The 15457-nt window shown below is 42.7% G+C and carries 11 protein-coding genes; 6 read left to right on the forward strand and 5 right to left on the reverse strand.

The features are described 5' to 3' along the window. Positions 1-340 precede the first annotated feature (340 nt). The 5 genes from CDG79_RS05505 to CDG79_RS05525 all read left to right on the forward strand — a co-directional run bounded on the left by CDG79_RS05505 (position 341) and on the right by CDG79_RS05525 (position 6977). Entirely contained in the window at positions 341-2554 is a 2214-nt protein-coding gene (locus CDG79_RS05505) for a molybdopterin oxidoreductase family protein (protein WP_094341265.1), read from the forward strand. A 285-nt stretch (positions 2555-2839) separates the two neighbouring features. Continuing rightward, on the forward strand, positions 2840-3298 hold the full coding sequence (locus tag CDG79_RS05510) for a phosphate-starvation-inducible PsiE family protein (RefSeq protein ID WP_094341232.1): 459 nt from the start codon (positions 2840-2842) through the stop codon (positions 3296-3298). A 471-nt stretch (positions 3299-3769) separates the two neighbouring features. Continuing rightward, entirely contained in the window at positions 3770-4222 is a 453-nt protein-coding gene (locus CDG79_RS05515; RefSeq protein ID WP_094341233.1) for a nitrate reductase associated protein, read from the forward strand. Between the two features lie 329 nt (positions 4223-4551). After that, positions 4552-5154: a DJ-1/PfpI family protein gene (locus CDG79_RS05520; RefSeq protein WP_094341234.1), complete on the forward strand. Its 603-nt coding sequence runs from the start codon at positions 4552-4554 to the stop codon at positions 5152-5154. Between the two features lie 440 nt (positions 5155-5594). After that, complete coding sequence (locus tag CDG79_RS05525) at positions 5595-6977, forward strand: PrsW family glutamic-type intramembrane protease (protein ID WP_094341235.1); 1383 nt, start codon at positions 5595-5597, stop codon at positions 6975-6977. 341 nt (positions 6978-7318) lie between these two features. Here CDG79_RS05525 and CDG79_RS05530 read toward each other — a convergent pair whose 3' ends face one another. The 4 genes from CDG79_RS05530 to CDG79_RS05545 all read right to left on the reverse strand — a co-directional run bounded on the left by CDG79_RS05530 (position 7319) and on the right by CDG79_RS05545 (position 13016). Then, positions 7319-7966: a hypothetical protein gene (locus tag CDG79_RS05530; protein ID WP_094341236.1), complete on the reverse strand. Its 648-nt coding sequence runs from the start codon at positions 7964-7966 to the stop codon at positions 7319-7321. Between the two features lie 147 nt (positions 7967-8113). Further along, complete coding sequence (locus CDG79_RS05535; RefSeq protein ID WP_094341237.1) at positions 8114-9694, reverse strand: CHAT domain-containing protein; 1581 nt, start codon at positions 9692-9694, stop codon at positions 8114-8116. Positions 9695-9840: 146 nt separating this feature from the next. Next, positions 9841-12108 (reverse strand): PP2C family protein-serine/threonine phosphatase, encoded by a 2268-nt coding sequence (locus CDG79_RS05540; RefSeq protein WP_094341238.1) that lies wholly within the window; start codon positions 12106-12108, stop codon positions 9841-9843. A 542-nt stretch (positions 12109-12650) separates the two neighbouring features. Continuing rightward, the gene (locus CDG79_RS05545) at positions 12651-13016 is read right to left on the reverse strand and encodes an NAD(P)H-quinone oxidoreductase subunit M (protein WP_094328651.1); all 366 of its coding nucleotides are present in this window, start codon (positions 13014-13016) and stop codon (positions 12651-12653) included. Between the two features lie 891 nt (positions 13017-13907). On the opposite strand from CDG79_RS05545, the gene CDG79_RS05550 reads away from it, so the two are divergent. Then, entirely contained in the window at positions 13908-14192 is a 285-nt protein-coding gene (locus CDG79_RS05550) for an Npun_R1517 family heterocyst differentiation transcriptional regulator (RefSeq protein WP_069070488.1), read from the forward strand. 549 nt (positions 14193-14741) lie between these two features. Here CDG79_RS05550 and CDG79_RS05555 read toward each other — a convergent pair. Continuing rightward, positions 14742-15437, reverse strand: a complete 696-nt coding sequence (locus CDG79_RS05555; RefSeq protein ID WP_094328649.1) for a response regulator transcription factor — start codon at positions 15435-15437, stop codon at positions 14742-14744. Positions 15438-15457 lie beyond the last annotated feature (20 nt).

Consider the following 15457-nt stretch of genomic DNA (forward strand, 5'->3'; position numbering starts at 1 on the left):
ATTTCTCACAAGTTTGAAATGCAGAGGGGCAGAGGGGCGGAGGGGATTGAACTTGGCACATTGAACTCTCCTCTGCTCCCCTGCTCCCCTGCTCCCCTGCTCCCCTGCACAAGCACAGGCTTTGAGCATTGGTGAGAAATCCTGGTAGTAGGGTGGGTTGAGGAAGGAACTGAACAATTAGCGTTTAATTTTGGGATCGGAGGAGCAAAACCCAACTTACATATCCTTAACCCAAGCATATTGATATCTTTATCCAGAATTGGCGTGCAACACAGGAATTTCTCAAACTGTCGCTACATCTGAGGTTGCACAATCAAAACAACAAAATGGTACAACTGCCATGAGTGAATTTACCAAAACCCTCTGCCCTTACTGTGGTGTTGGCTGTGGACTAGAAGTTTCACCCCCAGCCCAACTTGGCAAAGCAACTAATCGAGATAGTCAAGGAAATCCCACTTGGCGGGTGCGGGGCGATAAAGCCCATCCATCGAGTCAAGGAATGGTTTGTGTCAAAGGCGCAACGATCGCAGAATCTTTAGATAAAAATAGATTACATTACCCAATGGTGCGAGACTCTTTAGATCGAGAGTTTCGGCGCGTTAGTTGGGATGAAGCTTTTAATCTCATTACGCAACGCATTCAAACAGTCCGCTTCACCCAAGGGCCAGAAGCCTTATGTATGTACGGTTCCGGTCAGTTTCAAACTGAGGATTATTACATAGCCCAGAAGCTCATGAAAGGCTGTCTGGGTACTAATAATTTTGATGCCAACTCCCGTTTATGTATGTCTAGTGCTGTGGCTGGCTACATTCAAAGCTTTGGCGCAGATGGGCCGCCATGTTGTTACGAAGACCTAGAGTTAACTGACTGTGCATTTTTAATTGGCACTAATACAGCCGAATGTCATCCAATCGTTTTTAACCGACTGGCAAAATATCACAAAAAGAACCGCAAAGTCAAAATGATTGTGGTAGACCCCCGACGCACACCAACCGCAGAAGCTGCGGACTTACATTTAGCGATTCGTCCCGGTACAGATATCGATTTGTTGAACGGCATCGCCCACTTGTTGATGCGCTGGAACTACATTGATACCATGTTCATGGACGATTGCACCAGCAACTTTCCGGCTTATGCTGAAGTGATTCGCCACTATCCCCCGGAAGTAGTGGCTCGTCAATGTGGAATCAGCATTGAAGATTTAGAAACAGCCGCTCGTTATTGGGGTCAATCTGAGCGAGTACTATCTTTGTGGTCAATGGGTGTGAATCAATCATCAGAAGGGACAGCTAAGGTAAGAACTATCATCAACCTGCATCTGATGACTGGACAAATTGGCAAACCTGGTACAGGCCCTTTTTCTCTCACAGGCCAACCAAACGCAATGGGAGGAAGGGAAGCCGGAGGTTTGGCGAATTTATTACCAGGTTATCGGGCGGTGAAAAATCCTCAGCACCGCGCAGAAGTTGAGGAGTTTTGGGGACTCAAGCCAGGACAGATTTCGCCCAATCCCGGTTTGAGTGTTTGGGAAATGATTACTGGCTTGGAAAATGATGCTGTCGGGTTATTGTGGATTGCAGCTACTAATCCAGCTGTAAGTATGCCAGATTTGGAGCGAACTAAAAAGGCATTGTTGCGATCGCCTTTCACTATTTACCAAGACGCATATTATCCCACAGAAACCTCTGCTTACGCTCATGTTCTGTTACCAGCAGCCCAGTGGGGTGAAAAAACTGGTGTGATGACAAACTCCGAACGGGTGGTAACTTTGTGTCAAGCATTTCGCCAACCACCAAGAGAAGCTAAAGCCGATTGGGAAATTTTCGCCGAAGTTGGACGGAGATTAGGTTTTGAAAAAGAGTTTGCCTTTGCTAACTCTGCTGAAGTTTATGCTGAGTTTGTCCAATTAACTCAAAATCGCCCCTGCGAGATGACAGGTATCAGTCACGCGCAATTACAAGTAGAAGGCCCGACTCAATGGCCCCATCCTGAAGAGAGCAGGGGGAGTAGAGGAGCAGGGGAAGCAGGGGGAGAAACCTCTGGAAAGCGTTTATATACCGATTTACGCTTCCACACCCCTGACGGACGCGCTCGATTTGGGGCATATTACTCAAAGGGATTGGCAGAACCACCAGACCCAGATTATCCTTTTGTGCTAACTAATGGGCGACTTTACGGACATTGGCACACCCAGACACGCACCGGTCGCATTGAAAAAATTTGCAAGATGCACCCCGAACCGTTTATCGAAATTCATCCCCGTGATGCTGCGAAGTTAGGCATTGTAGATAACCAGAAAGTGCAAGTGCGATCGCGTCGGGGTAAAGCTCAGTTTCCTGCTAAAGTGACAAAAGCGATCGCACCTGGTACAGTTTTTGTCCCCATGCACTGGGGTTCACTGTGGGCAGATAATGCCGAAGCTAACGCCCTCACCCATCCAGAATCTTGCCCCGATTCCCTGCAACCAGAATTAAAAGCCTGTGCAGTGCAGCTAATCCCAATTTCTGTAGAAGTTACAGTCAAAAATCATCAAATCCAGTCCTTGCAATGGTAAGCTGCCAAGTGTATTTATAAAGAGGTAATTAATAATCACTAATAGGTAACTTAGTCAATATTAGATAACTAATAGTTATTATCATTTTTTATGACTCTCTCCTCTTGACTCATAGCAATTACCATATATCAAGAGACTAAATTTCTAGTAACCAGAGGTTTTACTAGTGCCGAGTTTATATATGGGAAAGAAGAAAAATCAGATAATAAACTTACAAATCATCTTTTTTTAATCCTCTAGATCGATCTATGGGATTTTATTTTATTTAAAAATCGGGTGCAGCACATGAAAAAGTTACTAAGGGGAATTCTCGGAGCTACTAAAGATGAGAACTTCATGCACGTCATTGAAAACATAGAGGTACTAGTTTCTAAAGTTCTATCTATTTTTATGGTAGTTGTAATTTTAGTTGCGATCGGGGACTTAGGAATTTTTATTTTTAAAGAGTTATTTACAGCCCCTTACGCTAAGTTTAACACAACATTATATAAGATTTTTGGCTTGTTTTTGAATATTTTAATTGCTTTGGAAATCTTAGAAAATATCACAGCTTATTTGCGAAGACACGTTTTCCAGGTTGAATTAGTTATTGTCACTTCTTTAATTGCTGTCGCCAGAAAAATTATTATTCTTGACTTAGAAAAAGTCCCTGGTATTGATATAATTGGTTTAGGAATTGCTATTCTCGCCCTTTCAATTAGTTACTTAATCATTCGTCTCAGTAATGACAAAAGGATCAGTTAAAAAGAGAGCTTGATAAGCTGTTGTCAGACATAAAATTTAGGAAGACATAGGTTAGTCTGAATCTCACAGCAAGATCGGATATAAGAATCATATTTGATTTTTGAACAAAATTAGGTATTGTAGGGTGCGTTACGAACTGCGTTCTAACACACCACAAGCAAGGGTTTGGTGCTGTACTATCCGCGCTAACACAACGCCAGTGACGCTAGGCACAGTTGCTAACGCTCAAGTCGGGAAACCCGCCCACACGACTGCCTCCCCTGCGTATCTTTTCAAAAATCAAACCGGATTCCTATAAGTAGGTGGGTGAGAAAATTTATAACTATGTCATTGCGAACGCAACGAAGTGGAGTGAGGCAATCACAAGGTTTTCACCGCTTTTACTTTTCGTTACATAGTTATATTTATTTGTGCCTGCCTACTTAGTTAAAAATCCTTAATTTGAAATGAGCGAATTTTGAATACTTGATTATGACAGATTTCTTTCAATTTGAAGCAGACTTTGTTGATTCCCTGCGTTGCATCCCCATGCAGGTGCGTTTTAAATTAGATACTTGTGGCATCAAGCTAAAATTGTCTGACTGGAATCGAATGACTACAGCAGAGCGTCAAGCTCTAGTTGAGTTACCTTGTACTACAGAAACGGAAATTCAGTCTTACGGCGAGCATATCCAGCGATTAATTATACAAGGGACGGGGATAGCACCTACAAAATTGCCCATTGAGCCTTATCCTGCATGGCTTGATTTTGCCACTGTACCAGCCAGCCTCCAGGAAAAAGCTCAAGAAATCGGTGTTACCCTGACACAGCAACATTGGGCAGCTTTAACGCCCTTACAGCGTTTTGCCTTGATTAAACTCAGCCATCCAGGACATGAAAACAAAAACTTTCCCATAGCGATCGCAGAATTTCATTTGCTTTAATCGATCGATATAGCAATCCTATCTGATTTGTGAAAATTCGCAGTGCCAAGATCCCAAACTTCGTAAAAATTGTTGGGTTTCTAATTTTTCACAAATGATTTAGGACTGCTATATCGTCATTCCCAGAGCAAATATGTAGGGTGTATTACACTTTGTTAACTTGCCGCCTTAAATGATATATTCCCGCAGAGTTAGTGCTGTAATATATCAAAAATTCGTGTAGATGGGAACACCTAATGTACCTAACTCTAAATTAATATTTACTTTATAAACAACTGTTAAATATTCGCTTTAAACTATTGACTATTAACTAATAGGTGAGGGGAAATATGGCTGCCAAGAAACTTTTGATGCTGGTTGGTGACTATGTAGAAGACTATGAAGTGATGGTTCCTTTCCAGGCATTACAAATGGTGGGACACACTGTTCATGCAGTTTGCCCAGACAAAAAAGCTGGTGACAAGGTACGGACAGCAATTCACGACTTTGAAGGAGATCAGACTTATAGCGAAAAACCCGGTCATAATTTTACTTTAAATGCTAGCTTTGCAGAAGTAGAAGCCACAACATACGATGCCTTAGTTATTCCCGGAGGAAGGGCACCAGAATATATCCGCTTGAATCAGCAAGTGCTAGAAATCACCCGTCACTTTGCCCAAACGAATAAACCTATTGCTGCCATCTGCCACGGCTTACAGTTATTAGCAACTGCGGATGTATTGCAAGGGAAGAGATGTACTGGATACCCCGCTTGTAGTCCAGATGTTAAAAGTGCTGGAGGGTTTTATGTCGATATCCCTGTTGATGAGGCAATAGTTGATGGTAATTTGGTAACAGCCCCAGCTTGGCCTGCTCACCCCCGTTGGCTGGCAGAATTCCTCATAGTACTTGGAACTAAGATTGAACACCCAGAACTGGCTAAAGTGGTTTGAAGCAACACACCAAAAATATTTTGGTGCAATATTCGGGGCAGTTTATTTTCCCACTCTCTACTTTTAATAGATTGTGGCAAAAACAACTGACAACAGACCACCAGAAATTATATATTTTCTAAATGAAACTAAATGCAGTGAAAACTACTGTTTTTTAATAAATTGCCTTGGGTTAAATTTGCAGCTAGGATGTCAAAAGCAGACAAACCATCCAGTCTGATTTATCCGGATGACAAGCCCGTTTAGGACAAACTCTCAGTACATGGAATACTTATTAACATTAGGTGAAACAATTTGAAATTTTCCATCTAGAATTTTAAATTTCTTAGCAGTAAGTGAAGCTATAGTGGATTTAGCAATGCTGCTGTTAATGTGGCTAAGGTTAGTCCTGTTGCCAAATATATGAAGAAGAATTAATTTAGAAAAGCACAACTAACTCGATGACAGGCAAAAACGCAAGACATAATGCATTTCTGCGGCTAGTGTCTGGTAATGGGGCAGCTTCTGGATCGGAATCTCGCTACTCGCTGCCCCCCAGTAAAGAGATGGTAATTGGACGCGACCCCAGCTGCCAAGTTGTCTTGGATGCCATGATGTACCGGATGGTATCTCGTCGTCATGCGGTGGTTCGTCCCCTCTCTTTATCCCCAGATAGCAAATTCAGCTGGGTGCTTTGTGATTTAAATAGTGCTAATGGCACTTATTTGAATGGACAACGCTTATATGAATGTCAGGAATTGCACCCAGGCGATAGCATTTCTCTAGGTGCTGATGGCCCACAATACGTTTTTGAGTACGAGTTTACTTACCAAACCCCGGCCACAACAGTTAACCAAGTTACACCATTACCTTCGGCGACAAACTACCACAGCCACACGCAATTAAAGCAGCCAGATTCTGTTAGCTTCACCCAGCTTTTCCCGATTATTTCCACAGGTAAAGATTTAACTCGTAAAGCTTACCTTGTACCGGGAATACTGACCGTAATTTTTGTAGTGTTAATGTTTGCTACAGTCGGTCAGCCCCAAGCTAATCAAGTTATCGTCGCAACTTACATCGCCTTTGCCGCCTACTATTTTGTTTACCAACTTTGCGGTAAACAGAAACCTTGGTGGGTGCTAATGGCTGCGGCATTGGGTACAACGGCGATTTTGCTCAGTCCAGTGTTGGATCTATTTATCTTCGTGTTTCGCGGCATCCTTCCTGGAAGCTTGCCCTCACCCCAAGAATCTATCACCTTCACAGAATTGCTGGTACGGATGTTTTTTGGTGCTGGGTTGATGGAGGAATTACTGAAGGCATTACCTGTGTTAGGGGCGTTTGCCATCGGTAGAATGTTATCTTCACCTTGGCGGGAAAAGATCGGTGTCTGGGAACCTCTAGATGGTATTCTCCTGGGAACTGCTTCTGCTGTAGGCTTCACTCTCTTGGAAACTCTCGGACAGTATGTGCCGGATATCACTCAAAATGTGGCGCAACAGGTGGGTACAGGTGCTGCTGGTCAACTAGCGGGTTTACAGCTGCTAATTCCGCGAATTTTAGGCTCTGTAGCTGGACACATGGCTTATAGTGGCTACCTGGGCTATTTTATCGGGTTGGCTGTTCTCAAGCCCAGTAGAAGTTGGCAAATTCTCTCTATTGGTTATCTTAGTGCTGCTGCGCTCCACGCTCTGTGGAATGCTACAGGATCTATCAATGCCTTGCTGTTGGTAGTTGTTGGGGTATTATCTTACGCCTTTTTGATGGCGGCAATTCTCAAGGCACGGGCACTGTCACCGACACGATCGCAAAATTTTGCTACCCGATTTTTGGGCCCAAAATAAGAGATGAGGGAGCAGGGGTGTAGGGGAGATAAGAACAATGCCCAATGACTATTCAATATTTATATCTTTGGATAGATGGCCTAGTTAGAAAAGAAGCGTACCGTAATCTAACACTGGGTTAACTATGCCTAAAAAGTAAAAATCATTAAACTTCTTGCAAAAGTCTTGATTTTCGACTCTTTTTTTCTGCCTCTGCGTAATGTAAATCAACATCTTTGCAAGAGATGCCTCTAAACAGAGTGTGTACAAAGCGCGGGCTACGCTAAAACAGCGCATGATGAAAATTTTAGCTTTGTCTACTTTTTCTATTGCCCGTTAGCTACTGTCACTTGTTCCCTAGTTTATAGTTCAGACTGAGACTGGTTGAGTTGAGTAAAAGCATAAAAAGCGATCGCTAAACTAACCTTTGCTTTCTCTACTTCTGATAAAGCTGTCCATTCGCTATTATTAAGACTACTGATGGCAGATGCCGCGTTTTTCGATTCGCTACTCCGCATAGCGTAGGCAAAAGGACGAGCTAAGACTAAAAGATCCTCTGTTCCCCAAGTTGGTAGTACTGTTTGAACACATTCAACTAGTTGTTCGCCCATTGATTGCTGGGCAGCAAAAATCTCAGCAGCTTTCTGGGCGATGGTATTGAGCAATGTTTGGGGGACACAGGCGGCAAAAGTAGTACGGAGTGTTTCTTGAAGATTCAGCACTAATGCGTGTTGAGGGTGATGAGGATGGCTTGAGGCGAGGGAGACATTAGACCAAAGTGTATCTAGATTGCTATAAAAATCTTGCGATCGCGTCGTCAGTTCTTCCTCTAGTAAATCTTGCATTCCGAATTGTTGTTCTAATTCCTGAAAATAAGCTTCTGATTCCTCATCAGCTGGGTTCCAGGGATAGGTAGCATCGTCTGGTTCTAGTAGCGCTTCTAATAAATCTAAATCTACTTGAGATGGCAAAGAAGAGAAAGTGTCTGAGCCGTTAATTTTTTTAGCCATTTTTTATTGTCTCCCGATTATTTGGTGGTATTTACAGCTACAATCCTTCAAAATAGATTTCCGCAAAAACAGTTGATTTTTTCTTCGGGAAAAATAGATTTTAAAAGCTGATATTCAACATCAAAATTCACCTACGCAGTGGCTACACTAGGAGTCTTCAATAATAAACTCCCAGGTTTCACCCCTAGCACTTCCAAACTTTAACTGCATTCCCGATTTCAAAGGGACTTCCTCTCGGAGGATTTGTTGCCAGCCATTAGGCCCTAAAAACCAGGTTGTCCCGTAGGTAGAAAAATCTTGTAAATAATAAGTTCGTACCAATGTAGCATCAGTAAGAGTATTACGGCAGAAAATTTCGGCGTGGCGTTTGGATACAGATGGTTCGGCGATGACAATATCATTGTCCTTCGTGCGGCCGATGCGAGTGACTCCATAACGCAGTAACCAGGTTTTCCCTTTTGGAGCGAGCGATCGCAATGAAGCAGTGGGAAGCAGGGAACCCATATCAGGAATCGCTGTATCTGGTAGTTCGGTAATACCTTCATCTAAATTCTTAATGAGTTCGCCATTAAAATCTGGATGCAGGTAGAGAACAGGCAAAGTCCAAGCGGGTTGATTAAATTTATACAGTGTCAACAACTCTTGCCTAGCTAGTGCTACGGCTTCATCAATTGGTTTGTGCGATCGCAAAGCTTCGGTAAAAGCTTGAATAAAACTATGGCTTTCGCGATCGGCGATTTCATCGCGCATCCCCAAAACCGCAGGCACACCATGACGAATCAATACTTCTGCTAAACTGCTGGCAGGTATAGCTTGATGATTGATTGCAGCTGGTTGTGCGCCCCAACAGGCGTTGAAAAGCGCCAGTTTCACACCTGTACGGGTCAAAACTTGTGCCAATTCTATCCCATTCAAGGGCATGTCTGGTCGCAAAAATAGTAACCCTCCATCTGGCCCTGGCAAACCATGTCCAGCGTAAAAGAAAACGTTGTATGCTTTGGTTTCTAATTCTTGAATCAACTCCTGTGGAGTTGGTTGTATAAGTTTATTTACTATACAAGGTGCATATCTTTGGGAATTACCACCCACAGGTGTATCTACAAGACTTTGCTGTAAAATAGCCGCTTCTTGTTCTAGTTGCAGCTTTTCATCATGGCCTAAAACTAGCAAGATACTTAAAGCCTGATCGGTTCGCAAATAAGGTAAGGGGTCAACTTCGCTACTGGTACGACTAAATAGCAAATCTTGGGAAAGAGACATCGCCGATTGACCAGGTTCGCGCTGCATAATTTCCCAAGGCAGAGCAATCAGATCCGGGTCACGAATTTCTAGCTGAAAGCGCAAACGTGTATGCTGACCCATAGCAATCCCGCGACTGCGTTCTAGACTACCGAGAATTTGCCCGTCGAATATCCAGCGCCATAAATTCATTCCCAAGTATTGCATCAGACGACTGCTGTAGGGGCCAGTAGTCTGAGATGAAGGGGGTGAAATCCAATCTATGGGGAATGGGTTGGACTTTTGAGATGTTGGGTTTGAGGAAATATCTAGACGACTATGGCCAGCAAACATCTGCTGCCATTCTTGCCAAACTTGATTGAGTTCAACAGGCCATACAGAGTCACGCAAAACGTAGCCACTCGGATAGGGAGCCTTGACCACCCAAATGGCGAAGTTGTCAGTGCCAGTGTTTAAGAGACGGGCGATCGCCAAATTCAGGGATGGCATGGATTCATAAAACTAAAAGCTAAAACAAATAATTTCAAATAACAATTCTTCAAGGTAAAAGGTTTCTATTTTTTTACCTTGTAAGTTTTTTACTCTCGTTATATCTGTTATTATTCCAGGTTTTTACCAGTTTATCGAGTATTTGATTAAGTTGGACTGGTGTCGGATGATGGAGTTGCTGGCGTGACGGTTGTACACGGATTTTGTACATTTGATTGTAAAACAGATACACCAAAGCGTTTTAGTTGGGATAAGTCTAGCAATACTGTTTCCGGCAAAGGTTTCAAATTGGGTGGAACTGAGGTAGTTACTATTGGTTTATTAGTATTAGCTGGAGTTTGCGTGCTTTTATTGGCACAGACTCGCATAGACACTGCAAAATTTCCCGAAGTAGGTTTAGGATTTGGATTTGTGTCGATCGCTTCTAAAAAAGATCCAGGGGGAAGCGATTGGTTATTTTTCAAGGGGATTTGATTGTTGGTTTTAATTACCCAACCTGGAGAAAGGTTATCAAGCGATCGCGGTTCGGGTGTCGCTTCGATGCTAGGATTTTGAGTTTGTAATGGATTGGCAAAAATTGGCAATGAGCCTGATGGCTCACGCAGTTGCCTCACGAACAATCCTAGACAGCCTGCTAGTACCACAAATATCAAAGGAACAATCCACTGTAGCGGTAAACTGGGAGTTTTAGCAGGTTCGGTGTCTGGAATCACCTGAGTTTTCTGGTTTGGGCTACCTAAAAGGGGAACATCTGTCGCCTTGGATGCCAAATCAACAGTTTTGGCAGAATAACTCTCTGGAATGAAGGCTTTGATGGTAATTTCTGGTTCCCAGTATTGGACTTGATAGTGAACTAAAGCGATCGTGACATTATCATGTCCATTTTTAGTATTAGCGATTTCGATTAATCTATCCGCAACACTTGCTATATTTGCTTCTCCAGCTAGAATCGGCAATATTTCTGTTTCCCAATATTCCTCCACCCGATCGAAATCACTCAAACCATCGGATGTGAGGAGAAAAACTGCATCTTCATCGAGCATAAACCGTGTCGATGTGGGATGTAATGAAGTGCTAGAACCCATGCCCAAAGCCTGCACAAGAGAGCCAGCAGAACTTTGTTGGACAGCATCGCGGTAAATGGCATAGCCTAGCCGCACCTCGCGGGAAGCGACATCATCATCAAGGGTGACTTGATAACAGCCTTGGCGGGTAATCCAGTAAGCACGACTATCACCTACGTGGGTAATGTACATTTCGTGGGCAACAGGTAATGCCATGACTAAAGTCGTGCCCATGCGCTGCCGCCCTTGGCGATTTTCTCCGTCATTCCGCTGACTAATTTTGTCATTGGCAATTGCCACTGCTTTTTCTAGGTCATTCAGCAGTAGTGAGGGGTCTATGTGGTCGTAGGGAACTTTTGTTAGTTGTTGTACTTGCTGCTGAATGGTTTCAATGGCTAAATTTGAGGCGACATTGCCACCTTCGTGTCCACCAATGCCATCACAGACAATTGCTAAAGCTGTTGGCTGGGGTGGTTTGCTCACCATCGTTCCACTGGGAGGACTACAGGCATCTTCGTTGCGTTGGCGACTTGGGCCAGTGTCGGTTTTGGTGATAATTTTGATTGTGGGTGTTTGCGATCGCCCTAACCCAGCCAGTCCTCCATCTAAAACTCCGATTAATTGGTCGGTTGAGTTAATCTCTCCCTGAATTAAGGCAAGGCTAACGCGATTAACAAATTCAACTATGGCTGGTTTCGCACTACTAACCAACTGCTGCCAAAATTCGCCTAATTGGGGCAATTCTGGTGATGTTTCAGAGTCGAAACGCAAATCCAACAACCTGACTAACGATCCTTCTACCCGTAATACAGATGAGTCAAGCAAGCTAGAGGCGACACCTTCACTTGCAAGAGGTTGCCACAGATGAGCTATTTGCCATAACCAATTGAGTTGGCGCATCGATGTAGCATCACGCCAAGCGGTGGTTAACTCACTACCCAAATGCACTTTTTGGCTTGTGTCATCTATTAATAGTGGCGGTTTTTCTAAGAGCAATATTTCTCTTTCATGGGAAGAACCGTCAGCGATAAATAGGACTCCATATACCTGCGGTACGTGTAAGCGGTAGGGAATGAGTCTCAAATAAGCTCTTAGAGGCTGTAAATTCTCTAACTCAGGCGTTAGGGATAAAAAACCAGGTTTCGTATCTAAAAGAACAAATTTATCAATGACTAAATAGCGATCGGCTAATATTTCTCCAGGGCTACCCACACTTGGGCCATCTACCACAGCCCAGAGATAATTTTTGGGTAAGGGCGTGGAACATCGCTGGCAAAACTTGTGAGTCAGGGGGTTGGCAGCCCGACAATTTTCGTTTGGACAGTAGAGCGTTGCCGCGTCATTTTCCATAGTTTTCGCACCGATCAGCGATTGGCAATTTCTTTAACAGCATTAGTAGGGACAATCTAGACCGCTCATCTTTCTTAAACTTGACATATCCAGACTTTAGATGATGATTTTAGCTGGCGGATATCAGCAGGTGCTAATACTTAACTTATCCAAAAAATACGCTCCTCAGTCAACTCTACAGCCTCATCATAGCTTCTATTGCTCTGTGACTCTTCATCGCCAAAGCAACTAGCTCCAACCCTGTTACCAAAGCATAACCCAAGCATAACTGCGCCCCAAGCTTTTGCTGAATTATCGCATCATCAAGAGGCAGATAATGTTGGCATTTATTTAGTTTATAAGTAAGATAGCAAGAATTAACTTTAATTAAGAATTAAGAATAGCAAATACAATTTTGGCAAAAGTACCTGACGAATCCAGAAAACCTCCCTCGAAATATCTCTCCTGTTAGGAGAGATACTTTGAATTTACCCCTTTCCCTAGTCGGGAAAGGGGTTAGGTTTTCGTAGGTTTTTCCAGTTCGCCTGAATTGTCAGCAGGGTTTAGGCAGTTTGCTTGTTGTCAATTGCAACTTGAGGGACTCCCATACTGTAGTTGGTAACGCGGGCAGAGAGATTGTAGCTGATTTCGCCGAGTTGCAGGAGCGATCGCAAATAATGCTCTAAATCTGACCCCACACGGCGCAAGTTATAGTCCGTGAGGTCTTCGCCACTAGATGCTTCTACTAGTTCATCAAATTTTCGATAAACTTTTTGCAGCGCATCTTCATTCCAGTTAAATTCGTTATCTGGGTCAATATCTAACGTTAAGACCTGTTGACTGGGAACTAGATCGCCATCCCGGTCAATTTCGCCTGCAAAAATGCGGACATGCCGGGTTGTGGACTTGAGCAGCATCGGGTTATCCATAAATAAGGTGTAAGATTTGGGTGGATTACACTGAAATTATTGTAAACGCTATATTCAAGCGATGAATGCTCTCAATTTACAAGCTTTGAAGGCAGTTTCAAAAGGGTATATTGAATGGGCATAAGTAAAAATATCACCTGTACTGATTAACTTACTACTTTTGTTAGGAGTTGAAGACGCAATTAGTTGCTGGTACTGACAGTAGTCCAATTATTTTCTGTAAAAATTACTTGATAAAATCTTTTCATTTGGAGTATACAAACAACTTAAAGCGATGTGCTAATCTTACCTACTGCTAAAATTTTCCTATTCCTCAAGTCTAAAAGCCAGTAGGGTAAGGGACTCGCCAAGAATAACTCGATCTGTGTAATTTTTTTTCTAGAGAACAAAAGTCTTTACCTTAATAATTGCGCTCATCAATTTCTTCGGGATTTTCTATTGCAAAAAACGTACATCAAGTAATTTTACTGAATAGCGCTACATCGACCTCTGGCTGTAATAAGTTCCAAAAAATTAAGCGATTTTACTTACGTATAAACACCAAATTTAGAGTAGCAAGTCAAACTTTTATTGACGTTAACATAAAGTTGATGTAAAAACCTTTAAAAAGGTTGAACAACATCTTACAGAAACTTTATTGTGTAGAATCTTAAAAACTGAATAATAGTTATGGCTTACCATAAGCTACATCTGGTACAGGAACATCAAAATCTAGACAGTGAAAATTGAGCTTGTAAAAAAAACACAGGAGAGGAAAATGGAATACAAAAGTGATTGATGAAGAAAAATTCTTAATTCAAGCACTTTGGATTCAAAAGGGATATAAAGAATTTTTGCTGGGCATCTACCTCCTTACCCTCATGACAACCAAGTAAAGGAATCTCAATAGTTATGAACTCCAAAGCATTACCACGCCAGATAAATAATCTCGAAGTAGGTGTTTATGAGTGCGAAATCCATCTTAAATTCCGGTTGATTGAGGAAAAGAGTCTATTGAGCGATCGCGAGCAACTCTTACAGGTGCTACTTGATGCTTTAACTGAAGGTTCTGATGACTTTCTAGAGACGCTACAAGCGTCCGTTAAAGCCCAGGAAGTGTCTGAGTTTAAAGCTTCACCTCAAATGCGACGTCAGCTTATGCGCTTGCGTAATGCTGCTGAAAATCCCCAAACTTGAATGTGTAATTTAAGTGGTGAAAAACATGAATTGAGCATCAAATCAAATGTTGATCCGATAGCCCCGTTGCCATAAAAACTAATCAGCAAGTAGAATTCATAAAATATTGTGATTTCTACTTTACGAAAGTCTTCTTTAGCAGCGCAAAGTCCCAGGAACAGTCTCCTCTATTAAAAACTTTGTAGCAAAGGGTACTGGTAGAATCTGAGAATAAACTCAGCCGGGTGCATTTTACCGAGTTTTTATCAAAACATTGTAGGAATAACAAAATTCTGTGTCTTTACAGATGGGGAATTGGACAACAGGCGCAAATCCAATGAAAACCTAAAAGACCAAAGTAAATATAAATAACCTTCCTTTTAGCTTTTTGCTTTAGTTAAGTGCTTGATTTGCTGAAATACTTATGTTTTATGTATTACTGGTAGTAGGTTATGGTTTAGCAGCCAGTTACCTATTACCAATTACCCACGTCACAAGATAAGAGGACATGGGGAATGGGGAATGGCGAGAAGAGGGATAGGAAAATAAGCAATTCCCAATCCCCAATCCCTATTTAGCCAAACCGTGTTCTAGAGCAAAACGAACTAACTCTGTACGGCTATTAGTGCCAGTTTTGCTAAACAAACGACTGACGTATTTCTCTACATTGCGGACGCTGGTTTCTAAACGACGGGCGATTTCTTTGTTCATCAACCCTTCAGCGACCAAATTTAAAACACTTTGTTCTCTCGGTGTCAAATCAATTTTAAAAGGGGCTGGCGATTGGGAAATAGCATTTCTTTGAGTTAATAATGCCTTAATTTGGGCAATCTGATTGGCTAGTTCGGCAAGATCGGGGGTTTCAGCGTCATCTCCCGTACTTGCGGCCTTAGCGGCGCGACGGGCTAGCAAATTTTCGACTATAGCCACTAACTCGTCTGGATCGAAGGGTTTGGGTAGATAGGCATCAACACCAGCGTGATAGCCTTGGATGCGATCGCCTGTCATCCCTTTAGCAGTTAAAAATACTACCGGTAGTGCCTGGAAGCGAGGGTCTTCTCGCAGTTGTTTGAGGAACTGATAGCCATCCACCTGGGGCATCATCACATCAGAAATTACTAAGTCAGGTGTATTCATCTGCATCCATTCCCAACCTTCAAGGGCGTTACTGGCGACTTGAACGCTGAAACCGCTCTCTTGCAAATAGTCTTTCACGGCTTCCCGTATCCCTGGTTCATCATCCACCAGTAACAATTGTGCTGACATTTAAAATTCCCTTGAGTTTT

It is taken from the genome of Nostoc sp. 'Peltigera membranacea cyanobiont' 232, assembly GCF_002245985.1.
Lineage (GTDB): Bacteria > Cyanobacteriota > Cyanobacteriia > Cyanobacteriales > Nostocaceae > Nostoc.